The organism is Devosia lucknowensis (genome assembly GCF_900177655.1).
Lineage (GTDB): Bacteria > Pseudomonadota > Alphaproteobacteria > Rhizobiales > Devosiaceae > Devosia > Devosia lucknowensis.
Window position 1 is genome coordinate 830,684 of record NZ_FXWK01000002.1, and the last position, 21,869, is coordinate 852,552.

Sequence of the window (21,869 nt, forward strand, 5' to 3'; positions counted from 1 at the left end):
TTGACTAGGCAGGCGAATGGGGCCCGGCTTACAACACCGCCCATGCTCACGAGACGCTCCTTCACCGCTCTTGCCGGATCCGCTTTTTGCCTCGCCCTCTCGGGCCATCCGATGGCGCAGTCGTCGGGCGGCAGGGTCAAGGCGGTGGTCGAGCTTTTCACCAGCCAGGGCTGCGCCCAATGCCCGCCGGCCGATGCCATGCTCACCAGCCTTGCCGAGCGTGGCGATGTGGTGGCGCTGGCCTATCATGTGGATTACTGGGACTATATCGGCTGGGAAGACACGTTTGGATCGAAAGCTTATTCCGACCTGCAGCGGGCCTATGCCCGGGGTTGGAATTCGTCCCGCATCTTCACCCCGCAGATGGTGGTGAACGGATCGGAAGGGGTTGTCGGCTCGAAGCGTGACAAGGTCCAGGCGTCCGTGGGACGTGCGACGCTGCCCCTCGATGTATCGCTGACGGTACAGAACGACATGCTCAAGCTTGAGGCGCCCGCCAATGCGGCGCTCGGCGACGCGACGATCTGGCTGGTGCGCTATGTGCGCCGGGCGGAAGTGGCGATCGAAAAGGGCGAGAATGCCGGCAAATCCATGGTCTATACGCAGGTCGTCGTCGACCGGCAGATGGTGGGCATGTGGGAAGCCTCCACCGGCGCCGAGGTCAAGCTGCCCATCGAGCAGGTCGGCGCAGCCGACGGCGGGATCGCTATCCTGATCCAGCGGGAGCAAAACGGCTTGCCCGGGCCGATCCTCGGGGCAGCCATGCACGACTTCTAGCGCCCGGCACCAACGGCATAGGCCGAAAGAAAACGCCCACTCCGGGGGCGGGAGTGGGCGGTAGACGACTTGGGGTCATTGCATTTTGGGGCGGCTGGCAATCGGGCCTACTGGTTTGGGGGCTCATCGGCCCAGCTGCCAGCCACTGGAGGCAATGGTTGAACAGTGCCGGTCCAATGGGGCGGGGTAAGGGACAAATCGTGGCCGAAATGGGGAATCTTCGCCTGCTTGCCAAGCCGTGAAAATGCGCCGATCATGAAGGTCCGATGACGGGATAAATAGGCGCGTGCAGGGTCCTCCAAACGATAACCGGAACACTCTGGCGCTGGTGCATGTGGGCGAGCCCACAAGCCAGCCCAACCGGCCCGTGCAACCGGTGGTCGCCTTTGACCGCCGCGAGCTGACGCAGATTCTGGCGGTCTATGGCCGCAAGGTCGGCAAGGGCGAATGGCGTGACTACGCCATGGATTTCCTCAAGGACCGCGCCCTCTTTTCCATCTATGCGCGCGTCTCCGAACGGCCGCTCTTCGTCGTCGAGAAGAACCCCAAGCTGCGCAATCGCCAGGGCCAATACATGGTCACCAACCAGCAGGGCATGATTCTCAAGCGCGGCCACGACCTCAGCCAGGTGTTGCGCGTGCTCGATCCGGATCTGGTGGTGGTGGGCTAGGTCCTGGGCCTCTACAGCGCCTTCTGCAGATGCACGATATCGTGCCAGCGGTCGAACTTGAGACCGACCGCCTTGTAGTAGCCGACGCGCTCGAAGCCGAACTTTTCGTGGATGGCGATCGAATTGGCGGTGTCGGCAGTGATCACCGCCAGCATTTGCTTGAAACCGAAGGCCTTGGACTGTGTCAGCAGTTCGGTGAGCATCCGCTTGCCGAGGCCGCGGCCGGTCTCCGCGGGATCGAGATAGATCGAATCCTCGCAGGTGAAACGGTAGGCGGCGCGGGGGCGATAAAAGCTGGCATAGGCATAGCCCACCACCTTGCCCTGACGCTCGGCGATGATGACGGGATGGCCCAGTTTCTTGAGGCCCGCATATTTTTCCGCAATGGCTTCCTCGCCCGGCGCTTCGGTATCGAAGGTGATCGCGGTCTGGTCCACATAATGCCGGTAGATCGCCGTGATGGCGGGAACGTCGGACCAGGTGAAAGAGCGGAGGAGGGTGTCGGACATGGCTGCTTGCAAAGAAAAGGACCGCAGCCCTTGTAGGCTGCGGTCCCGATCAGCGTCCAACCAAAATCTTTGATCGGACCATCAAGTCTTCCGAAGGTTACTCGCGGTTACCGAAGAGGCGGAGCAGCATCATGAAGAGGTTGATGAAGTCGAGGTAGAGCGACAGGGCACCCATGATGGCATTCTTGGCCAGCACGTCGGCGCCGTAGCTCTCGGAGTAGCTTTCCTTGATCTTCTGGGTGTCATAGGCGGTCAGACCGGTGAAGATCAGGACGCCGAGCACCGAGATCGCGAAATCGAGCATGGAGGAGCCCATGAAGATGTTCACGATCGAGGCGATGATGATGCCGATCAGGCCCATCATCAGGAAGTTGCCCATGCCGGTCAGGTCACGCTTGGTGGTGTAGCCGTACAGGCTCATCGCGCCGAAGGTCGCGGCGGTAATGAAGAACACCTTGGCGATCGAAGCGCCGGTATAGACCAGGAAGATGGACGAGAGCGACAGGCCCATGATCGCGGCGAAGGCCCAGAACACGGCCTGTGCGGCCGGTACGGAGAGCTTGTTGATGCCGAAGCTCAGCACCAGCACGAAGCCAAGCGGCGCGAGCATGATGACCCAGGACAGCGGGCTGCCGAAGAGCAGAGCGCCCCACTGGGTGACGTAGGTGCCGTTCTCGAGCTGGCCGACGGCGGCCGACGGATCGGACGTGATCGCAGCCTGGGCGGCGAAGAAGGCCACGAGGCCCGTGATGACAAGGCCGAGGCCCATGTAATTGTAAACGCGCAGCATATAGCTGCGAAGGCCCTCGTCGATGGCCGCGGCCGAGCCGGCCCGCGCACCGAGGGTCTGACGGTCATATTCAGCCATTCTTTGGTTCCCTTTCCCAAATTAGACGCGGTCATTCCACCGCCGGGGGCAATTGGCGTTGCCACTTGGCTCGGAATATGGGGACGGAACCATTGAATGACAAGGATAATCGGTCCCCTGCGACACTGGGACTGGTCCGATAAAGTGTTTGTGTTAGGGTCGGTGGCGCGAATCTTGCCGATACTTTGCAGCTCTGTCACATGCTGGATGGAGAATTGTGCAGGTGCAGGCGACCAACCAACGCCAGGGAGGCTTGTCATGCCCCGGCTCTTTACCGGCCTTGAAATCCCGCCCGATGTGGGATTTGCGCTTTCGCTCAAGCGGGGCGGCCTCACCGGCGCGCGCTGGATCGATCCCGAGAATTACCACATCACCCTGCGCTTCATCGGCGATGTCGATGGCCATGTCGCCGACGATGTGGCCGACAGTCTCGACAGGCTGTCCAACTCGCTGCGATTCCCGATCCGGTTGACGCATCTGGGCAGTTTCGGCGGCGACAAGCCGCGCGCGCTTTATGCGGGCGTCGAGCCATCCGAAGCGCTGAACCGCCTGCAGGCCGCCCATGAGCGTATCCTGCAAAAGGCCGGGCTGGCGCCCGAGGGTCGCCGGTTCGTGCCGCATGTGAGCCTTGCCCGCTTGCGCGGGACCTCGGCGGGGGAGCTGGCGCGCTTCATCGCCGAGGCCGCCCGGTTCGAACCCCTGAGCTTCGTGCCTGCCCGGTTCGTATTGTTTTCCAGCCGCGATTCCGTGGGGGGCGGGCCTTACCTCGTCGAGCAAAGCTACCCGCTCGCCGCCTAGGACGTCGCGCCATCACACCCTTGTTAGCCAGTGGTTAACCCTTTGCCCCACACATGCCCGGCAACCCGGCCCCATGTGCCGCATTCCCGCCGCCTTTGCCTTTCATTTGATGCAAATAGCCTGGTGGTGGCGGGGGCCGACAGGTTTTGACACCTTGGTAACCATGTTCGGGGCAGACTGGGCGGACAGAACGCCCCGAACGGCAGCAAGATAAAGAGGATGAATTGGCGATGACGACGAAAACCGGTGGCCTCGTACTCGGGCTCGCGGTGGCGACGATCATGGCTCTGGCACCGGCCGCGCAGGCGCAGCAGGCAACGGAGCTGGGCACCTTCAATGCATGGTCGGCGTATACGGCCACGGATCAGAGCGGGCAGCTCTGCTTCATCATCGGCGAGCCGCAGTCGAGCGAACCGGCCGGCGCCAACCGGGATCCGATCAAGTTCCTGATCGTCCACCGCAAGGGCATGGGCTCGAAGAACGAAGTCCAGACCCAGATCGGCTACCCCTACAACACGTCGGATGCCAAGGCGTCCGTGGCCATCGATGGCAAGAGTTATGTCATGGCCGCGCGCGGCTCGACGGCATGGCTGGCATCGAGCGGCGACGAGCCGGCCTTCGTGCAGGCGTTCAAGGCCGGCGGCCAGATGGTGGTGCGCGGCACCAGCCAGCGCGGAACCAACACCGTCGATACCTATTCTCTCTCCGGTGCGACTGCCGCCGTCAACGCGATCGACGCTGCCTGCCAATAAGGGCTTGCCTCGTCCGCCCCTAACCTTTGTAACTGGGCTCCGGGTCGCCTGACCCGTTGCCCAGTTCCTTATTGAAGCCGAGACCCGATGACCCGTATCCTTGCCCTGCCGCTCGCCGCAATGCTGTCGCTGGCCACGTTCCTGCCGGTCCAGGCGCAGTCGGCGCGGGTGCTGGGCGATTTCCGGGACTGGTCGAGCTTTGCGGCCGACGATGGCGGCGGCACGGTCTGCTTTGCCATGACCAAGCCCAAGAGCGTCGAACCGACGCCGGAGGGCTACAGCGAGGGCTATCTCTACATCACCAATCGGCCTGCCGAGGATGTGGTGAACGAGTTCAACGTCGTTGCCGGCTATACTTTCCAGACGGGTTCGCGCGCCACGGCCAGCGTCGGCGGCCAGGAATTCGCGCTTTTCACCCAGGCTGACGCGGCTTGGCTCGACGACAGCGCCGAGGCGGCAAACCTTGCGGCTGCGATCCGCTCTGGTTCCACCGTCGTCATCACCGGCACTTCGGCCAATGGCACGCAGGTGGTGCAGTCCTATTCGCTGTCCGGCGCCACCGCCGCACAGCAGGCGATTGGGGCTGAGTGCTGATCCTCAGCGCTTCTGGTTGCGTCCCTGATTGACCCGAGGATCATTCCAGGCTCGTAAGGGTGACGCGTGACCCTCGGATCAAGTCCGAGGACGGCTCTGAGTTTTGGAGCGCTGCGCGTCCATCGCAGGCCCGCCTCCCAGCAGCGTGACTTTGCGTAACGCCGCGCCATATGCTATTGGCCGCCAACTTCCCGCATTGCTGAGCTCCGTTGCGCCCCATGTCCATAGCGCTGAACCTTGACCATTCGACCGCCATTCGCCCGGCTCCTGCCGCGCGGCCGTCGCTGATCGGCCTTTCCAAGGCCGGCCTTGCCGAGGCGCTGGTCGGCCACGAGGTGGTCTCGGAAAAAGAAGGTCGGATGCGCGCCAGCCAGCTCTGGAACTGGCTCTACGTCAACGGCGTCACCGATTTCGACCGCATGACCAATGTGGCCAAGCCGGTTCGCCAGAAGCTTGCCGATACCTTCAACCTCGATCGCCCGGAAATCGTCACCGAACAGGTGTCGGTCGACGGCACCCGCAAGTGGCTGTTCCGCTTCCGCGACCCGCAGAACCCCCACATGCCGCCGGTGGAAGTGGAAACGGTCTATATTCCCGAAAGCGATCGCGGGACGCTGTGCGTGTCCTCGCAGGTGGGCTGCACGCTGACCTGTTCGTTCTGCCATACCGGCACCCAGAAGCTGGTGCGCAACCTGACAGCCGGGGAAATCCTGGGGCAGATCCTCATGGCGCGCGAGCGCCTCGGCGATTTCCCGGGTGGTTCGCGCCCCGACGACGGTGGCCTCGTGCCATCGGGGGAAACCCGCGCCATCACCAATATCGTCATGATGGGCATGGGCGAGCCGCTCTACAATTACGACAACGTCAAGCAGGCGCTGCTGATCGCCTCGGCCGGCGATGGCATGTCCATTTCCAAGCGCCGTATCACGCTCTCGACCTCGGGCGTCGTGCCCTATATCGAGCCCACCGGCCGTGAAATCGACGTCATGCTGGCCATTTCGCTGCATGCTGTGCGCGACGATCTGCGCGACGTGCTGGTGCCGATCAACAAGAAGTGGCCGCTCAAGGAGCTTTTGGAAGCCTGCCGCAATTACCCCGGCCTTTCCAACGCCCGCCGCATCACCTTCGAATATGTGATGCTCGATGGCATCAACGACAGTGACGCCGAGGCCAAGGAACTGGTGCGCCTGCTGGCCGGTATCCCGGCCAAGATCAATCTCATCCCGTTCAACCCCTGGCCCGGTTCGAACTACGGCACCTCGCCAAGCTCACGCATCGAGCGCTTCGCCGATATCGTGAACAAGGCCGGTTATGCCTCCCCCGTGCGCACGCCGCGCGGCCGCGATATCTTCGCCGCCTGTGGGCAATTGAAGAGCGAAAGCGAACGTCTGACCAAGAAGGACCGCGAGGCCCTGCTGGCGCTGTAGGGCTGGACCAACGAATTCTGGAAAATGCCGGGATAATGCCCTATATCAGGGCAATGGAGGCATCATGAAGGTTTCCGTAAAAGCTGCTGAAGCAAACCTGAGCGAATTGATCGACGCCGCGCTTTCGGGCGAAGAAGTCGTTATCGACAAGGACAGCTCAACAGCCGTAAGAATCGTGCCGGTCCAGCAGTCTATGCCGTTCAAATTTGGGCTGCTGGCGGGTAAAGTTGGTGAAGTGCCCGACTTTCTCGAGCCCATGAGCGAGGAAGATCTCGCAGCATGGGAAGGCGCGGCTTGAGCCGGGTTTTGCTGGACACCCATGTTTGGGCTTGGTCTCTAGCGGACGACAAGCGACTTTCCTCCCGAGCTTTTGACGCTATTGCAGCGGCTGAAGCAGTTTCCGTGAGCGCAATTAGCTTATACGAGATTGGACAAAAGGTTCGTTTGGGCAAGTGGCCCGAGATGGAGCCACATTTTTTGGACTTGGATAAGTTTGCTGCTCGCCAAGGCGTGGAGTTACTTGCCGTGTGGCCCTCGGCGTGTCTGGTTGGGGCAGCCTTTCAATGGAACCACCGAGATCCATTCGATCGAATTATAGGGGCTACGGCGCTTGTTGGAGAATACACGCTTATTTCTGCCGATATGATTTTCGATGAGCTTGCAGACTATCCCGGATGGCAGGGGCGCCTCTGGTAGCCCTACTCCCCAGCCACCCAATCCACGCGCCAGCGTCCGCGCCGCTCTTCACTGAGCAAATCCGTAAGCGCCGGCAGTACCGCCCGCATTTCTTCGTCCAAGACATAGGGCGGGTTGACCACGACCATGCCTGTACCATGGAGGCGCGGCGGCTCTGATGGCGGGCGAATGGTCAGTTCGATCCGCAGGATTTTGGGGATGCCTGTCGCCTTGAGCGCCTTGATATAGGCGTCGACTTCGGCAACGTCCTTGATCGGATACCAATAGGCGTAAATGCCGCCAGGCCAGCGTTGATGGCCCTGCACCAGACTTTTGACCATGCGCGAAAATTCGCCCTTCTCCTCGAAAGGCGGATCGACCAGCACGAGGCCGCGCTTTTCTTTGGGGGGCAGATGGGTGCCGAACAGCTTCCAGGCATCGAGCTCGGTGACGCGCGTCTGGAAATCCCCGGCGAAGTTCTGCCTCAGGCGATCGGCATCCATCGGGTGCAGCTCGAAGGCCATCAGCCGGTCCTGGTCGCGCAGCATATGCCGCGTGATGAAAGGCGAGCCCGGATAGAAGCGCAACTTTCCGTCCGGATTACGTGCCCGCACCGCGTCGAGATAGGGCGCGAGCAGGTCCGCCACATCCTGCGGAAGTTTCACGTGAATCAGCCGGCCGATGCCGTCCTGCCATTCGCCGGTCTTTTCCGCCTGGTCCCCGAAGAGGTCGTAGATGCCAAGCCCCGCATGGGTGTCGATCACCCGGAAGGCGGCATCCTTTTTCATCAGGTAGGTGAGGATGCGGGTGAGGATGGTGTGCTTCACGACATCGGCAAAGTTGCCGGCATGAAAGGCGTGGCGGTAATTCAAGACTTGCGGCCTTCGGCGAGCAGGATGGTGGCGGCGAAGGCGATGAAGACGGCGGCAAAGCTCCAGTTGAGCGCCTTGGACACCCATTGATTGTCGCGCAGCGTCGTCGTCAGCCATTCGGCGAAGAGCACGGTGGCGATGACCACGGGGAGCGATACGATGATGAATTCGACGCCCAGGAACAGCAGTTTGCTGGCCGCCGCCGGGTCATCGGCGGAGATGAATTGGGGCAGGAAGGTCACGAAGAACAGCGCCACCTTGGGATTGGTGAGGTTGATGGCGAGGCCGGTCATATAGCTTTGCAGCAGGCTGGGCTGCCTGCCACCGGCCCGCGTCACCAGAAGCCCGCCGCCCGAACGGATCGCCTGGATGGCAAGCCATACTAGGTAAAGCGCGCCGATGATCTTGAGGGCCCAGAAGGCCGCCGGGGCCGCCACGATCAGCACGGATATCCCGAAGGCGACGAGCGTCGTGTGCACGGCAATGCCGGTACTGGTGCCCAGAACGGCGGCAAAGCCGTGTGCGCGTCCGAAATTCATGGTGCGCGAAACGAACAGCGCCATGTCGGGCCCCGGCGTGACGGCCAGGACAAAGCCGGCTAGCGCAAAAGTGAGGATGACCGAAATATCGGGAATGAAAGCGGGCATGAGCGGCTCATCTGGCAGGCATTGCCCATGCTCATAGCCTGCCGCTTGCAGCGACACTAGGGCTCGCTGCGCCCAGGGACGGTGCGATTGCGCTCATAGCGGCGCGCCACCGGGAAGGGTGGAAGCCAGGATTCGCGCCTGATGGTCCAGATTTCGTATGTCGGCACATACTGATCGGGCCCGTCGAGGCAACCGAGGCTGATTTCGACCTCATCGCCGCTGACCGAGAAGACAGGCGACCCACAAAGGCCGCAGAAGTGGCGGTTCTCGAGGTGCCGGGTCTCCCCGGCTATCGTCACGGCATCCGCGGGAAAGATGGCGGAGGCATGAAAAAGCGCGCCGTGAAACCGGCGACAGTCGAGGCAATGACAGATGCCCACCCGATAGGGGACACCGGTTGCGGTAAACCGCACGGCGCCGCAGCGGCAGCCTCCGGAAACCGGCCCTGTCATAGCGGCAGCTCCCGCGTCGCCTTGATCGTTTCCATGGGCACGTCGGTCTTGACGCTCTGCACGCTTGGAATACGCATCAGGTAGTCCGATTGAAATCGCCAGTAGGCATGGAGATCCTTGGTCACGATGCGCATGATGGCGTCGCATTCGCCGGTGGTGAGATAGCATTCGGCCACTTCGGGAAACTTGCGAACCGTTTCGGCAAACTGATTGGTGGTTTCGGCGTCCTGTGTCTTGAACCAGATGCGCGCAAATACGGTGAGGCCGAGACCCAACTTGGGCGCATCGAGCACGGCGACATACTGGTCGATCACGCCTTTTTCCTCGAGCAGCTTCACCCGCCTCAGGCACGGCGAAGGCGACAGGCCCACGGCACTGGCCAGTTCGACATTGGACATGCGGCCATTGCGTTGCAGGGCGCGAAGAATACGGCGATCGATGGCATCCAGCATTTCTGGCATGACGTGCCTCAATAATCAGTTCAATTGGCAGATTACGCCAATGAGTGTGCAATTTTTGCGATAATCGCAAGAGAATTGCGCGATCCCGGGCGTATCGTGGCCGCATCGGAACTCTGGACGAGATGTAATGGCAAACGAGATCAAGAAAGTCGTGCTGGCCTATTCGGGTGGCCTCGACACCTCCATCATCCTCAAATGGCTGCAGGAAACCTACAATTGCGAGGTCGTGACCTTCACGGCCGACTTGGGGCAGGGCGAGGAGCTGGAGCCGGCGCGCAAGAAGGCCGAGATGTTCGGCATCAAGGATATCCGCATCGAGGACCTGCGCGAGGAATTCGTGCGCGACTTCGTGTTCCCGATGTTCCGCGCCAACACGGTCTATGAAGGCCAATACCTGCTCGGCACCTCCATCGCCCGTCCGCTGATCTCCAAGCGCCTCGTCGAAATCGCCCAGGAAGTGGGCGCCGATGCGATCTCGCATGGCGCGACCGGCAAGGGCAATGACCAGGTGCGGTTCGAGCTGACCGCCAACGCGCTCGATCCTTCGATCAAGGTGATTGCGCCTTGGCGCGAGTGGGACCTTCGAAGCCGCACCCAGCTGCTCGACTATGCCGAGCGCAACCAGATCCCGATCGCCAAGGACAAGCGCGGCGAAGCGCCGTTCTCGGTCGATGCCAACCTGCTCCACACCTCGTCGGAAGGCATGGTTCTCGAAGATCCGGGCGTGCCCTTCCCCGACTACGTGCCGCAGCGCACGGTCGATCCGGAAAAGGCCCCCGACGAGGCCGAGATCATCACCATCGGCTATGAAAAGGGCGATCCGGTCTCGATCAATGGCGAAAAGCTGTCGCCCGCAGCGCTTCTGACCAGGCTCAACGAGCTCGGCGGCAGGCATGGCGTCGGTCGTCTCGATCTGGTCGAGAACCGTTTCGTCGGCATGAAGTCGCGCGGGCTCTACGAAACGCCGGGTGGCACCATCCTCCTCGTGGCGCATCGCGGCATCGAATCGATCACGCTCGATCGCGGCGAGGCCCATCTCAAGGATGAGCTGATGCCCAAATATGCCGAGCTCATTTATAACGGCTTCTGGTTCTCGCCCGAACGCGAGATGCTGCAGGCCCTGATCGACAGGAGCCAGGACTATGTCACCGGCGAGGTCACGGTGAAGCTCTACAAGGGTTCGGCCAGCGTCATTGCGCGCACCTCGCCGCATTCGCTCTACAACATGGATCTCGTGACCTTCGAAGAAGGCGCGATCGCCTATGACCACAAGGATGCCGCGGGCTTCATCCGCCTCAACGGTCTCCGCCTCAAGACCTGGGCCGCACGCAACATGAAGGCGCAGGGCTAAGACAGCGCGTCGGGGCCGGCCTCGGCCGGCTCCGGCGTGCGCGAGTGTACGTAAACTCATACCCTATCATTTTGCGCCGGATATGGGCATGCTGCATCAAAGACCGGCGCGGCGCGGGTCGAGGCACGTCCTTCGCGAAATCGATTGAACCCGCCACATTTAAGCCCGCGTTAAGCAGACGTGACTAGCTTTTGCGCACGTCGCGAATTGGCTCTTTGGGGAGGGTGGATGCGCTCGGATGACGTCGGCAAGGATGGAGAGGTTGCCGAGGCTCTGCTCCTGGATGCAGCGCTGGAAAGCATTCCCTATGGCTTTTGCGTATGGTCGCCGCAGTTCCGCCTCTTGATGTGGAACAAGCATTACCGCGACTTTTACGGCTTTTCCGAAGATGCGATCCATCGCGGCATGACGCTCGAGGACGTGGTGCACCTGTCTGCGCGCCTCGGCAACCATCCGGGCCAGAGCCCGGACCAGTTCTACGAACATTATACCAGCGACCTCCTGGCCAACCGCAACGGCGCGCGGCAGAAGGCTCAGGAAGTGGTGGCCGGCGGGCGCATCATTGAAACCGCCCACGTTTATTCGGAAAAGCTCGGCTGGGTCGTCACCCACGAGGACATCACCGACGAGATCGCCCGCTCCGAGAGCCAGCAAAAGCGCAAGCTCGAGCTCGAGCGGCAGAACATCCGGCTCGATGCGGCGGTGAACAACATCTCCATCGGCCTTTGCATGATGGATGCGCGCGGGCGCCTGGTGATCTGCAACGAGCCCTATGCCCGCATCTACAATCTGCCGATCCAGCTGCTGCGGCCGGGCAGCCAGCTCGAGGACATCCTGGCGCATCTGTTCGACATGGGCATGTCGACCGGCGGCACCAAGGACGACTACATCGCCTGGCGGCGCGAGGTCATTTCCCGCCGCGAATACGGCAAGAACATCCATGAGCTGAACGGTCGCACCATTCTCATGCAGCATCATCCGATGAAGGATGGCGGCTGGGTATCGACGCATGAGGACATTACCGAGCAGCGCCAGGCCGAGGCGCGAATCCAGCACCTGGCCCGCCACGACGCCCTGACCGACCTGCCCAACCGCATCGAGTTCCTCGAGCAGATGGCGCGCGTCGAGGCCGGGCTGACGCGCGGCGAGATGGCCGCGGTGCTCTATATCGACCTCGATCATTTCAAGGCCGTCAATGATACGCTGGGCCATGCCGTTGGCGACGAGGTGATCAAGCAGGCCGCCGTACGGCTCTGGGGCACGACGCGCGAGAGCGATCTCCTGGCCCGGCTGGGCGGCGACGAATTCGCCATGCTCTTGCGCCCGATCGACGGCATCGACACGGCGGCGCGCGTCGCCGACCGCATCGTCAAGGCCATGCGCGCGCCCATGGTAATCGGCGGCCAGCAGATCGAGATCGGCGCCTCGGTCGGCATCGCCGTGGGGCCGGGCGACGGCACCACCACCGACCATCTGGTCAAGAATGCCGACCTTGCGCTCTACAAGGCCAAATCCGAAGGGCGTTCGACCTATCATTTCTTCGAGCCCGGCATGGATGCCGAACTGCAGCAGCGGCGCTCCATCGAGGCGGGGCTCAGGCTCGCCATCGAGCGCGACGAATTGCGGCTGATGTTCCAGCCGCTGCTGGCGCTGGAGGAAAACCGCGTCACCTGCGTGGAGGCGCTGCTGCGCTGGGACCACGACGATCGCACCATCTCGCCGGTGGAGTTCATTCCCGTCGCCGAGGAGACCGGTCTCATCGTGCCGATCGGGGAATGGGTATTGCAGGAAGCCTGCCGCACCGCCGCCAGCTGGCCCGGAGACGTCCGCGTCGCCGTCAATCTTTCGCCGGTGCAGTTCCGCAACAAGGATCTCGTCGGCCAGGTCAAGGCGGCGCTGAGCGAAGCCGGGCTTGCACCGACGCGGCTGGAGCTGGAAATCACCGAAAGCCTGATCCTCTCGGACAGCGAAAGCACGATCGCGGCACTGCACGAGCTGCGCGGCATGGGCGTGCGCATCTCCATGGACGATTTCGGCACCGGCTATTCGTCGCTGAGCTACCTGCGCAGCTTCCCCTTCGACAAGATCAAGATCGACCGCTCGTTCATGCGCGACATTGCCACGCGCAGCGACAGCCAGGCCATCATCAAGGCGGTCATTGGCCTCGGGCAATCGCTGGGCATGACCACGACGGTGGAAGGCATCGAGACCGAAGAACAACTGGCCATGGTGCGCGAACACGGCGTGTCCGAAATCCAGGGCTTCCTGTTCTCGCCGCCGCTCAAGCCCAAGGCGCTGGCCAACATGCTGCATTCCGAAGCCGTCAAGGGACAGGCCAAGCGCAGGGCGTCCTGACGCCGTATTGGGCCTGCCGCCCTTCGGGCGCCTTCCCCATCGTGGGACAGAGTGGCTCGCGCGGAGCGCGAGAGGTGTGAGGGGGAAGCGCAACCCCGTCCTGCAGATTGAAACCTTGTTAAAACCGGCCTCTTGCTATATGAGGCCGGGCAACTGCCGGGCCGCTCCCTGTTTTGGCCCTGGTGCACTCATACCGCATGGTCCGTTCTGACCCTCCCACCCGAGAGCGCTCCCGTGGGATCGGTTTCGTGGATCGTGCCAACAAGGCTGGATTTCATGTCCCTGCGCAATATCGCCATCATCGCCCACGTTGACCATGGCAAGACCACGCTGATCGACGTTCTGCTCAAGCAGTCGGGCTCCTTCCGCGAAAATGAACGCGTCGAAGAGCGCGCCATGGACAGCAACGATATCGAGCGCGAGCGCGGCATCACTATCCTGGCCAAGGTCACGTCGCTGCTCTGGAAAGACACGCGCATCAATATCGTCGACACGCCCGGCCACGCTGACTTCGGCGGCGAAGTGGAGCGCATCCTGTCCATGGTCGATGGCGTGGTGATCCTGGTCGATGCGGCTGAAGGCCCGATGCCGCAGACCAAGTTCGTGCTCGGCAAGGCGCTGGCCCAGGGCCTGCGTCCGATCGTTGCCATCAATAAGATCGACAAGTCCGACGAACGCCACCTCGAAGTGCTCGAAGAGATTTTTGATCTCTTTATCGCCCTCGATGCGTCGCCCGAGCAGCTGGACTTCCCAGTTTTGTACGGTTCGGCCAAGCAGGGCTGGATGGCGCTGGAGCCCGAAGGCCCCAAGGAAACGCTGGCGCCGCTGCTCGACAAGGTCGTCGAACACGTGCCCGAGCCATCAGTGGAGGAAGGCGCCTTCCGCATGCTGGTGACCACCATCGAACGCAATCCGTTCCTTGGCCGTATCCTCACCGGCCGCATCACCTCGGGCTCCGTCAAGGCAAACGACCCCATCCACACGCTCAATCGTGAAGGCAAGGAAGTCGAAAAGGGCCGCGTTTCCAAGGTTCTGGCATTCCGCGGCCTCGAACGCACCCCGGTCGATGTCGGCGAAGCCGGCGACATCGTCGCCATTGCCGGTCTCGTGACCTCCACCGTGGCTGATACGCTTTGCGCCACCTCGGTGACTCAGCCGATCGCCGCCAAGCCGATCGATCCCCCGACCCTGTCGGTCACCTTCCGCATCAATGACGGCCCGCTGGCCGGCCGCGAGGGCGACAAGGTGCAGTCCCGCGTCATCCGCGAACGCCTGATGCGCGAAGCCGAGGGCAATGTCGCCATCCGCGTCACCCCCGGCGACGACAACGACTCTTACGACGTGGCCGGTCGCGGCGAACTTCAGCTCGCCGTTCTGATCGAAAATATGCGTCGCGAAGGTTTTGAGCTCACCATCGGCCGCCCGAAGGTGCTGTTCAAGGAAGAGAACGGCGTCACCCTCGAGCCGGTCGAAGAAGTCATCATCGACGTCGATGACGAGCACACCGGCACCGTGGTGCAGAAGCTGACCGAGCGGAAGGGCGAGCTGACCGACATGCGTCCGTCGGGCGTCGGCCGTACCCGCATCCAGCTCCTCGTTCCGACCCGCTCGCTGATCGGCTATCAGCCGGAACTGCTGTCCGATACCCGCGGCACGGCGATCTTCAACCGCCTGTTCCACTCCTTCGTCCCCTATAAGGGCGAACTGCCGGGCCGTCGCACCGGCGTCCTGATCTCCAACGGCACCGGCCAGTCGGTGGCATATGCCCTCTGGAACCTCGAAGAGCGTGGCCCGATGATGATCGATGCCGGCGTCGACGTCTACGAAGGCATGATCATCGGCGAGCATTCCCGCGAGAACGACCTCGAGGTCAACCCGCTCAAGGGCAAGCAGCTCACCAATATCCGCACCACGTCCAAGGACGAAGCGGTGCGTCTAACCACCCCGAAAAAGCTGACCCTCGAACAGTCGCTCGGCTATATCGCCGAAGACGAGTATGTCGAAGTGACGCCCAAGTCGATCCGCCTGCGCAAGATCTGGCTCGACCCGAACGATCGCAAGCGCATGAGCCGCGCCGCCAAGTCGGCCTGAGGGCTGCCATCTGTCGCATGCGCGCCATGCGATCAGGGACTTGGCCCCGTCGCCGACATCGCTAGACTGTCGCACATTGCCCGGCTCGTCCGGGCAATGTCATATCGACCAACTGAAGGAATAGACGCGCATGACTGATTGGATCATCCAGACCATAACCGAGCTGGGCTATGTCGGGATTTTCCTTGTCATGCTGGCGGAATCGCTGTTTCCGCCGATACCGTCCGAGTTGATCATTCCCTTTGCCGGCTTTGCCGCCGCCAATGGCGATCTCAATCTCTTCGGCGTTCTCGCCACCGCCACGGTCGGCGCGGTCGTCGGCATGCTGCCCTGGTATTTTGCGGGACGGTTCTTCGGCCTCTCCCGCGTGCGCTGGCTGGCGGACCGGTTCGGGCGCTTCATGGCGATGAATTCGGACGAAATCGACATTGCCGTCAGCTGGTTCAAGCGCTACGGGCCGATCATCGTCCTGTTCGGCCGTCTGGTGCCGCTGATCCGAACGCTGATCTCGATCCCCGCCGGGCTCTCGCGCATGCCGCTCAGCCTCTTTCTCGTGGCGTCGACGCTGGGTGCGCTGATCTGGAATACCTTCCTCACCATGGCCGGCTTCATTCTCCACGAGCACTACCACGTCATCGAAGTTGTGCTCGATCCGCTCAGCTACGTGGTCCTGGCCCTGGTCGTGCTGATCTACCTCTTCCGCGTCGTCACCTGGAAGCCGAGCCGCGTCAGCAACGAGCCGGCCGAATAGGCCGTCGCATTCTGCGAGAATTTCGCATTTTGCGGCAACGCGCCTTGCGCAAAATGCGAATGTTCAGAGAGACTTAATCTCTGGGCCCGGTTTTGCGGGGGCCCGGAACTGGCACGGTTCGTGCAATTGAGCAGTGGTCCGGATCTAAGTGTGTGCGTACCGGTCAGTCAGTCATTCGGGGCTTCGCATCGCGTATCTGATGCGGAGCCCCAGTGCTTTGGTGGTCCTTCGCACCTGGACTTGCCGCAAGCGGCGGCAACCACTAGATAATTCGCACCCTTTGTTCCGGAGACGCCCATGCGCGCCGTGCTCGATATCATCCTGATCCTGCTCCAGCTCTACTGGTGGGTGCTGCTCATCATGATCATCATGAGCTGGCTGATCTCGTTCAACGTGATCAACACCCGCAATCAGTTCGTCGCCATGGTCTGGCAGGTCATCAACCAGCTTACCGAGCCGGTCCTGAGACCCATCCGCCGCTTCATGCCCAATTTCTCCGGCCTCGATCTCAGCCCGCTCGTGGCCTTCCTCCTGATCTTCTTCATCCAGTCGATCATCGGCTACTATATCTATCCCGCCGTCATCCGCGCCGGCATCTGATCCACCATGGCGCTGCCGGCGGGCTTTGAGGTTTCGACCGATCCTGCCCGGATCGACGTGGACTACGTTCATCACTACCTGAGCACGATCAGCTACTGGGCCGGCGGCATCCCGCGCGATGTCGTCGCCCGCTCGATCGAGAACAGCATGGCCTTCGGCCTTTATGCCGATACAGGCCGCCAGGTCGGGTTTGCCCGCGTCATCACGGACAAGGCGACTTTTGCCTGGCTGGCCGACGTGTTCGTCGATCCCGCCATGCAGGGCAGGGGTCTTGGCAAGGGACTGATGGCTGCCATCCTGGGCCATGCCGACCTGCAGGGCCTGAGGCGTTTCATGCTGACCACGCTCGACGCCCACACGCTCTATGCCCAATACGGCTTTGCCGCTCCGCCCCATCCCGAGCGATTGATGGCGATCGTGCGCAGCAATCTCTACCGTCCGGGCTGACGCGCTGCGACAAATCATCGCAATATCCATTGCTTAACCATGCAATCCCGCTAAGCTCCTTCCTCGGAGGGGGCCCGATGGAGGGCGGGAATCGGACCGGGCAAAAGATCCGGACGGAGCCGGCGCGGGTCCTCGGAGGATTATTTCGAGGGACTTCTTATGGATCTGGCACTTTGGCTGATCGTGTTGTGCGGTGGCCTCTCTATCGTCTATGGCGTGATAACGACCCAAGGCCTGCTCAAGGCCGATGCAGGGTCGGCGCGCATGCAGGAAATCTCGGCCGCCGTGCGGGAGGGCGCATCGGCCTATCTCAAGCGGCAGTACACGACCATCGCCATTGTCGGCGTCGTTATCCTGATCGCCGCATTCTTCCTTCTGGGCATCTACGCCGCCATCGGCTTCCTGATCGGCGCGGTGCTCTCTGGGGCAGCCGGTTTCATCGGCATGAACGTGTCGGTGCGCGCCAATGTGCGTGTCGCCCAGGCCGCCGTCGGTTCGCTGGCCAAGGGGCTCGATCTCGCCTTCAAGTCCGGCGCGGTCACCGGCATGCTGGTGGCGGGCCTTGGGCTGCTGGGCGTCACGCTTTACTTCATCATCCTCACCAGCATCGGTTTCGAGCCGACCAGCCGCACCGTCATCGATGCCCTGGTGGCGCTGAGCTTCGGCGCCTCTCTGATTTCGATCTTCGCGCGTCTGGGCGGCGGCATCTTCACCAAGGGTGCGGACGTGGGCGGCGACATGGTGGGCAAGGTCGAGGCCGGCATTCCGGAGGATGATCCGCGCAATCCCGCGACCATTGCCGACAATGTGGGTGATAATGTCGGCGACTGCGCCGGCATGGCCGCCGACCTTTTCGAAACCTATGTGGTGACCATCGTCGCCACCATGGTGCTGGCGGCGATCATCCTGCCCGAGCAGTTCAAGCTCATCGGCATGGTGCTGCCGCTGGCCATCGGCGGCGCCTGCGTCGTCACCTCGATCATCGGCACATATTTCGTCAAGCTCGGCTCTGACAACAACATCATGGGCGCGCTCTACAAGGGCGTCATCGCCTCGGGCGTGCTGTCCCTGATCGCGCTGCTGCCGGTACTGTGGCTGATGTTCGGCGACATGAATGTCGCCATAGAGACCGAGGCCAAGACCTTCACGCCCTGGTCGCTGTTCTGGTGCGGCGTGGTCGGCCTCGTCATCACCGGCCTCATCATCGTCATCACCGAATACTATACCGGCACCAATCGCCGTCCGGTGAACTCCATTGCCGAAGCCTCGGTCACCGGCCACGGCACCAATGTCATCCAGGGTCTTGCCGTGTCCCTGGAATCGACGGCGCTGCCGGCCATCACCATCATCGCTGGCATCATCGTCACCTATTCGCTGGCGGGTCTGTTCGGCATTGCCTTCGCCGTCGCCACCATGCTGGCGCTGGCCGGCATCATCGTGGCGCTCGACGCGTTCGGCCCGGTCACGGACAATGCCGGCGGCATCGCGGAAATGGCCGGTCTCGACAAGGAAGTGCGCCACAATACCGACGCTCTCGACGCCGTCGGCAACACCACCAAGGCCGTCACCAAGGGCTATGCCATCGGTTCGGCCGGGCTCGGCGCGCTGGTGCTCTTTGCCGCCTATACCGAGGATCTCAAGCACTACTTCACGGATCTGACCGTAAGCTTCGATCTGGCCAATCCCTACGTCGTGGTCGGCCTGCTGTTCGGTGGCCTGCTGCCCTTCCTCTTCGGCGGCATGTCGATGACCGCCGTCGGCCGTGCGGCACAGGCGGTGGTGGTGGAAGTGCGCCGCCAGTTCAAGGAAAAGCCGGGCATCATGGCCGGCACCGACAAGCCCGACTATGGCCGGGCCGTCGACATGCTGACCAAGGCGGCGATCAAGGAAATGATCGTTCCCTCGCTGCTGCCGGTGCTCAGCCCCGTCGTCGTCTACTTCGCCATCCTCTGGATCGCGGGCCAGGCCAATGCCTTCTCGGCGCTCGGCGCCATGCTCATGGGCGTCATCGTCACGGGTCTCTTCGTCGCCATCTCGATGACGGCGGGGGGCGGCGCTTGGGACAATGCCAAGAAAAGCTTCGAGGATGGGTTCACCGACTCGCACGGCGTCACCCACATGAAGGGGTCCGACGCGCACAAGGCCTCGGTGACCGGCGACACCGTTGGCGACCCCTACAAGGACACGGCGGGCCCTGCCGTCAATCCGATGATCAAGATCACCAATATCGTGGCCCTGCTGCTCCTGGCGGTGCTGGCGAATATGGGGATGTAGCGGGCGCTGGCACCGCTTTCATCCTCAGATCACCAACGAACGGGCCCGGTCATCCCGGGCCTGTTTCTGTTCAATGCCAGCTATTTAGCGCCCAAGGCTTGAGTGCAGCCCGAAATCCCCAGCCCCTTCAATTGCGTACTCCTACCAAAGGTATAATGGTCAACTGTTGACAGTTGATAGTTGATAGTTGTCTAGTCATGCGGTTCCGGTAGGAGGGAATATCCATGAACAAGACTGTTGCAAGGTTTGTCGGCGTGCAGGCCGTCACCATGCTGCCCCTGATGATGGCGTCGACGGCGGCGGGGACCGCGGGCGCACTGGCGCAGGAGGCGGTGTGCGATACCGCCTCGCCATCGGTCATCTGCGAATTTGTCAGCGCGGAGGACCTTGTCCACGTGCCCGATACCAAGTGGGTCCTGGTCAGCAGCTACAGCACGGCCGGGCGTCCGGGCGAGGGCTTGATGCTCGTCGACAGCACGACGCGTGAAAGCCAGGTCGTCGAATGGACCACGGCCGATGCGGCTGGCCCCGAGGGGTGCCCCGGTCCGCTCGAGCAGGCCGAACTGTCGCCGCATGGCATCGCCATTGGCCCGGGCGAGGGCGATGCCCTCAAGGCCTATGCCGTCAATCATGGCCGCCGCACCATCGAGATGTTCGATGTCACCACCGGCGGTGAGGTGCCGCAGTTTGCCTGGAGCGGCTGCGTTGTGCTGCCCGCCAGTGTCAATCCCAATGCTGTCGCGCCGCTGCCTGACGGCCGCCTTGCGGTCAGCTCGTTCCTCGTCAATGGCGACGATGCGGCGACCGAAAAGTTCTTCGCCCAGGAGAATACCGGCTTCATCGCGCTCTGGGATCCGGCCAGCGGCTGGTCCGAGATGGCTGGCAGCGAGGCCTCGGGCAATAATGGCGTCGCAGTCTCGCCCGATGGCAAATATCTCTTCTTTGCCGCCTGGTCGGGCATGGAAGTCGTGCGCCTGACGATCGATGCCATTCCCTACGAGCGCGAGTCCATCCCGGTCGACTTCCTTGCCGACAACATGCATGTCGGTCGTGATGGCCAGCTGCTGCTTGCCGGCCAGTTCTCCGATCTCGATGGTGGCTTCAGCTGCATTGCCGGCCCGGATTCGCCCTGGGTGTGTCCGCTCGACACCAAGGCGGTGAGCATCGATCCGACCACGCTCGAAGTCACCGAACTCTTCACTCTCGCTGGCTCGCCCGAGTTCGGCGCCGGCACGACGGTGCTTGATCTGGACGATGAATACTGGGTCGGCACCTTCCGCGGCAACGCCATCGCTCGCGTCGCCCGCTGAGCCGATCCGATCGCATTGCGAAGGCCCGTCGGCGACCCCGGGCCTTTTTCTTGTCGCGGCCGAAGAAGCGATGACCAGGAGCAGATAAAATGTCGAACCGGCCGGATCAGCTTCGTCGTCCTGCCGAAACGGGCAGTGGCGTGCTGTCCGATAGCAAAGGGAAATCAAGCGATGCGCAAGGTTACAGCCGGTCTTTTTCATTCCGTCGATGGCGTGGTGCAGGATCCGTTCAAGTTCCAGTTCGACAGCTTTGACGATGAACTGGGGCAGTTGCTCACCGGCGTCGAGGGCAAGGTCGATACGGTGTTGATGGGGCGCAAGGGCTGGTCGGAATGGGCCGGGTACTGGCCCAAGGCGGAGCAGGACATGGACTTCGCCCAGTTCATCAATGCCGTGCCCAAGCATGTCGCGTCCAGCTCGCTCAAGGCGGCCGACATGGCACAATGGTCCAATTCCAGCCTGATCGAGGGCGACTTCCTCGACTATGTCCGTGCGCTCAAGGCGCAGCCGGGCGGCGAGATCGGGGTCATGGGTGGCATTTCCCTCGTGCGGCAGTTGCTGTTTGCCGGGCTGATGGACGAGCTGTCGCTCATCACCCATCCGGTGGTTGCCGGGCAGGGCCGGCATCTGTTCGAGCCATCGGACCCGACCACCCGTCTCGAACTCCTGCGGTGCGAGACCACGTCCAAGGGCAATGTGGTGCAGGTCTATCGCCGCCGGATCGATTGAGCGGAAACGCGCGTTGCTCCGCAAGGAAGGGGAAAAACATGTCGAAACCCATGACCGTCCAGGGCATCTATGCCTGTATCGCCGTGTCCGACTTCGAGGCCGGAGTCGATTTCTACATTCGCCTCATGGGTCGCGAGCCCGATGACCGGCCCATGGATGGCCTTGTGCAATGGCGTCGCGACGGCGGCTTGCAGATCTGGCGCGACGTCGCCCATGCCGGGCACAGCCGCACCACCATCGTCGTGCCCGTCATGGCCGATGAGAGGGCGCGGCTTGAGGCGGCGGGCATCGCGCTCGGACCAGACATGGCGGGAGATTGGGGCATCGTTGCACAGATCGAAGATCCCGACGGCAACCAGGTGACCCTCGCCGAACCGCCCAAGGGGTTTGTCGGGAACTGATCGCACGACGGCCGCTCCTGTTGAGCGGGCGCGGCCCAGGCAAGGTGTGTCCCTCCCC

General features: G+C 62.5%; 24 protein-coding genes. 18 read left to right on the forward strand and 6 right to left on the reverse strand.

Features of this window, described 5'->3' with window-relative positions; translation table 11 throughout:
• The first annotated feature begins 42 nt into the window (after positions 1-42).
• Both CCK88_RS16395 and CCK88_RS16400 read left to right on the forward strand, forming a co-directional pair.
• Positions 43-777 carry a DUF1223 domain-containing protein gene (locus CCK88_RS16395; RefSeq protein WP_170926529.1) on the forward strand — a complete coding sequence of 245 codons (735 nt, stop codon included), beginning with the start codon at positions 43-45 and terminating at the stop codon, positions 775-777.
• Between the two features lie 319 nt (positions 778-1,096).
• On the forward strand, positions 1,097-1,447 hold the full coding sequence (locus tag CCK88_RS16400; protein WP_244557593.1) for a DUF2794 domain-containing protein: 351 nt from the start codon (positions 1,097-1,099) through the stop codon (positions 1,445-1,447).
• Positions 1,448-1,458: 11 nt separating this feature from the next.
• On the opposite strand, the gene CCK88_RS16405 is transcribed toward CCK88_RS16400, so the two are convergent.
• Positions 1,459-1,956, reverse strand: a complete 498-nt coding sequence (locus CCK88_RS16405) for a GNAT family N-acetyltransferase (RefSeq protein ID WP_086471646.1) — start codon at positions 1,954-1,956, stop codon at positions 1,459-1,461.
• Positions 1,957-2,053: 97 nt separating this feature from the next.
• The gene (locus CCK88_RS16410; protein ID WP_086471647.1) at positions 2,054-2,824 is read right to left on the reverse strand and encodes a Bax inhibitor-1/YccA family protein; all 771 of its coding nucleotides are present in this window, start codon (positions 2,822-2,824) and stop codon (positions 2,054-2,056) included.
• A 258-nt stretch (positions 2,825-3,082) separates the two neighbouring features.
• Between CCK88_RS16410 and thpR the strand changes: the two genes are divergently transcribed.
• The 6 genes from thpR (at position 3,083) to CCK88_RS16440 (ending at position 7,091) form a co-directional block, all read left to right on the forward strand.
• A complete protein-coding gene (gene thpR, locus CCK88_RS16415; protein WP_086471648.1) occupies positions 3,083-3,622 on the forward strand; it encodes an RNA 2',3'-cyclic phosphodiesterase in 540 nt (179 codons plus the stop codon).
• A gap of 230 nt (positions 3,623-3,852) precedes the next feature.
• The gene (locus CCK88_RS16420; protein WP_086471649.1) at positions 3,853-4,374 is read left to right on the forward strand and encodes an invasion associated locus B family protein; all 522 of its coding nucleotides are present in this window, start codon (positions 3,853-3,855) and stop codon (positions 4,372-4,374) included.
• An 87-nt stretch (positions 4,375-4,461) separates the two neighbouring features.
• Positions 4,462-4,968: an invasion associated locus B family protein gene (locus CCK88_RS16425; RefSeq protein WP_086471650.1), complete on the forward strand. Its 507-nt coding sequence runs from the start codon at positions 4,462-4,464 to the stop codon at positions 4,966-4,968.
• A 218-nt stretch (positions 4,969-5,186) separates the two neighbouring features.
• Positions 5,187-6,395: a dual-specificity RNA methyltransferase RlmN gene (rlmN, locus tag CCK88_RS16430; protein ID WP_086471651.1), complete on the forward strand. Its 1,209-nt coding sequence runs from the start codon at positions 5,187-5,189 to the stop codon at positions 6,393-6,395.
• Positions 6,396-6,459: 64 nt separating this feature from the next.
• Complete coding sequence (locus CCK88_RS16435; protein WP_086471652.1) at positions 6,460-6,693, forward strand: type II toxin-antitoxin system Phd/YefM family antitoxin; 234 nt, start codon at positions 6,460-6,462, stop codon at positions 6,691-6,693.
• A complete protein-coding gene (locus CCK88_RS16440) occupies positions 6,675-7,091 on the forward strand; it encodes a type II toxin-antitoxin system VapC family toxin (RefSeq protein WP_244557566.1) in 417 nt (138 codons plus the stop codon). Before CCK88_RS16435 ends, CCK88_RS16440 begins: the two co-directional genes overlap by 19 nt.
• Positions 7,092-7,093: 2 nt before the next feature.
• Here CCK88_RS16440 and CCK88_RS16445 read toward each other — a convergent pair whose 3' ends face one another.
• Genes CCK88_RS16445 through CCK88_RS16460 form a run of 4 tightly spaced genes read right to left on the reverse strand, consistent with a single transcriptional unit; the run spans position 7,094 to position 9,502 of the window.
• Positions 7,094-7,942, reverse strand: coding sequence for a 23S rRNA (adenine(2030)-N(6))-methyltransferase RlmJ (locus tag CCK88_RS16445; protein WP_086471653.1), 849 nt, complete (start codon positions 7,940-7,942; stop codon positions 7,094-7,096).
• Positions 7,939-8,589, reverse strand: a complete 651-nt coding sequence (locus CCK88_RS16450; protein ID WP_086472012.1) for a LysE family translocator — start codon at positions 8,587-8,589, stop codon at positions 7,939-7,941. Before CCK88_RS16450 ends, CCK88_RS16445 begins: the two co-directional genes overlap by 4 nt.
• Positions 8,590-8,645: 56 nt before the next feature.
• The gene (locus tag CCK88_RS16455) at positions 8,646-9,041 is read right to left on the reverse strand and encodes a GFA family protein (RefSeq protein WP_086471654.1); all 396 of its coding nucleotides are present in this window, start codon (positions 9,039-9,041) and stop codon (positions 8,646-8,648) included.
• Positions 9,038-9,502: an Lrp/AsnC family transcriptional regulator gene (locus tag CCK88_RS16460; protein WP_086471655.1), complete on the reverse strand. Its 465-nt coding sequence runs from the start codon at positions 9,500-9,502 to the stop codon at positions 9,038-9,040. The genes CCK88_RS16455 and CCK88_RS16460 overlap by 4 nt, the downstream gene beginning before the upstream one ends.
• A 127-nt stretch (positions 9,503-9,629) precedes the next feature.
• Here CCK88_RS16460 and CCK88_RS16465 point away from each other — a divergent pair, with 127 nt between their 5' ends.
• The 10 genes from CCK88_RS16465 to CCK88_RS16510 all read left to right on the forward strand — a co-directional run bounded on the left by CCK88_RS16465 (position 9,630) and on the right by CCK88_RS16510 (position 21,811).
• A complete protein-coding gene (locus tag CCK88_RS16465) occupies positions 9,630-10,853 on the forward strand; it encodes an argininosuccinate synthase (protein WP_086471656.1) in 1,224 nt (407 codons plus the stop codon).
• Positions 10,854-11,081: 228 nt separating this feature from the next.
• Positions 11,082-13,208: a putative bifunctional diguanylate cyclase/phosphodiesterase gene (locus tag CCK88_RS16470; protein WP_086471657.1), complete on the forward strand. Its 2,127-nt coding sequence runs from the start codon at positions 11,082-11,084 to the stop codon at positions 13,206-13,208.
• A gap of 276 nt (positions 13,209-13,484) precedes the next feature.
• A complete protein-coding gene (gene typA, locus CCK88_RS16475; RefSeq protein WP_086471658.1) occupies positions 13,485-15,299 on the forward strand; it encodes a translational GTPase TypA in 1,815 nt (604 codons plus the stop codon).
• 130 nt (positions 15,300-15,429) lie between these two features.
• Positions 15,430-16,050 (forward strand): DedA family protein, encoded by a 621-nt coding sequence (locus tag CCK88_RS16480; RefSeq protein WP_086471659.1) that lies wholly within the window; start codon positions 15,430-15,432, stop codon positions 16,048-16,050.
• 297 nt (positions 16,051-16,347) lie between these two features.
• Complete coding sequence (locus tag CCK88_RS16485; RefSeq protein ID WP_086471660.1) at positions 16,348-16,650, forward strand: YggT family protein; 303 nt, start codon at positions 16,348-16,350, stop codon at positions 16,648-16,650.
• Positions 16,651-16,656: 6 nt separating this feature from the next.
• Positions 16,657-17,097 (forward strand): GNAT family N-acetyltransferase, encoded by a 441-nt coding sequence (locus CCK88_RS16490; protein ID WP_086471661.1) that lies wholly within the window; start codon positions 16,657-16,659, stop codon positions 17,095-17,097.
• A 159-nt stretch (positions 17,098-17,256) separates the two neighbouring features.
• On the forward strand, positions 17,257-19,371 hold the full coding sequence (locus tag CCK88_RS16495) for a sodium-translocating pyrophosphatase (protein ID WP_086471662.1): 2,115 nt from the start codon (positions 17,257-17,259) through the stop codon (positions 19,369-19,371).
• A gap of 224 nt (positions 19,372-19,595) precedes the next feature.
• Positions 19,596-20,681, forward strand: coding sequence for an NHL repeat-containing protein (locus CCK88_RS16500; RefSeq protein ID WP_086471663.1), 1,086 nt, complete (start codon positions 19,596-19,598; stop codon positions 20,679-20,681).
• Between the two features lie 171 nt (positions 20,682-20,852).
• Positions 20,853-21,410, forward strand: a complete 558-nt coding sequence (locus CCK88_RS16505) for a dihydrofolate reductase family protein (RefSeq protein ID WP_086471664.1) — start codon at positions 20,853-20,855, stop codon at positions 21,408-21,410.
• 38 nt (positions 21,411-21,448) lie between these two features.
• Positions 21,449-21,811: a VOC family protein gene (locus CCK88_RS16510; protein ID WP_244557567.1), complete on the forward strand. Its 363-nt coding sequence runs from the start codon at positions 21,449-21,451 to the stop codon at positions 21,809-21,811.
• The last annotated feature ends 58 nt before the right edge of the window (positions 21,812-21,869 follow it).

Coding starts and splice junctions, on each gene's coding strand:
- typA (WP_086471658.1), top strand. CDS start 13,485: ATGTCCCTGCGCAATATCGCCATCATCGCCCACGTTGACCATGGCAAG.
- CCK88_RS16480 (WP_086471659.1), top strand. CDS start 15,430: ATGACTGATTGGATCATCCAGACCATAACCGAGCTGGGCTATGTCGGG.
- CCK88_RS16500 (WP_086471663.1), top strand. CDS start 19,596: ATGAACAAGACTGTTGCAAGGTTTGTCGGCGTGCAGGCCGTCACCATG.
- CCK88_RS16410 (WP_086471647.1), bottom strand. CDS start 2,824: ATGGCTGAATATGACCGTCAGACCCTCGGTGCGCGGGCCGGCTCGGCC.
- CCK88_RS16495 (WP_086471662.1), top strand. CDS start 17,257: ATGGATCTGGCACTTTGGCTGATCGTGTTGTGCGGTGGCCTCTCTATC.
- CCK88_RS16465 (WP_086471656.1), top strand. CDS start 9,630: ATGGCAAACGAGATCAAGAAAGTCGTGCTGGCCTATTCGGGTGGCCTC.
- CCK88_RS16450 (WP_086472012.1), bottom strand. CDS start 8,589: ATGCCCGCTTTCATTCCCGATATTTCGGTCATCCTCACTTTTGCGCTA.
- CCK88_RS16455 (WP_086471654.1), bottom strand. CDS start 9,041: ATGACAGGGCCGGTTTCCGGAGGCTGCCGCTGCGGCGCCGTGCGGTTT.
- CCK88_RS16490 (WP_086471661.1), top strand. CDS start 16,657: ATGGCGCTGCCGGCGGGCTTTGAGGTTTCGACCGATCCTGCCCGGATC.
- CCK88_RS16405 (WP_086471646.1), bottom strand. CDS start 1,956: ATGTCCGACACCCTCCTCCGCTCTTTCACCTGGTCCGACGTTCCCGCC.
- CCK88_RS16460 (WP_086471655.1), bottom strand. CDS start 9,502: ATGCCAGAAATGCTGGATGCCATCGATCGCCGTATTCTTCGCGCCCTG.
- CCK88_RS16505 (WP_086471664.1), top strand. CDS start 20,853: ATGCGCAAGGTTACAGCCGGTCTTTTTCATTCCGTCGATGGCGTGGTG.
- CCK88_RS16395 (WP_170926529.1), top strand. CDS start 43: ATGCTCACGAGACGCTCCTTCACCGCTCTTGCCGGATCCGCTTTTTGC.
- rlmN (WP_086471651.1), top strand. CDS start 5,187: ATGTCCATAGCGCTGAACCTTGACCATTCGACCGCCATTCGCCCGGCT.
- CCK88_RS16425 (WP_086471650.1), top strand. CDS start 4,462: ATGACCCGTATCCTTGCCCTGCCGCTCGCCGCAATGCTGTCGCTGGCC.
- CCK88_RS16435 (WP_086471652.1), top strand. CDS start 6,460: ATGAAGGTTTCCGTAAAAGCTGCTGAAGCAAACCTGAGCGAATTGATC.
- CCK88_RS16485 (WP_086471660.1), top strand. CDS start 16,348: ATGCGCGCCGTGCTCGATATCATCCTGATCCTGCTCCAGCTCTACTGG.
- CCK88_RS16420 (WP_086471649.1), top strand. CDS start 3,853: ATGACGACGAAAACCGGTGGCCTCGTACTCGGGCTCGCGGTGGCGACG.
- CCK88_RS16470 (WP_086471657.1), top strand. CDS start 11,082: ATGCGCTCGGATGACGTCGGCAAGGATGGAGAGGTTGCCGAGGCTCTG.
- CCK88_RS16440 (WP_244557566.1), top strand. CDS start 6,675: ATGGGAAGGCGCGGCTTGAGCCGGGTTTTGCTGGACACCCATGTTTGG.
- CCK88_RS16510 (WP_244557567.1), top strand. CDS start 21,449: ATGTCGAAACCCATGACCGTCCAGGGCATCTATGCCTGTATCGCCGTG.
- thpR (WP_086471648.1), top strand. CDS start 3,083: ATGCCCCGGCTCTTTACCGGCCTTGAAATCCCGCCCGATGTGGGATTT.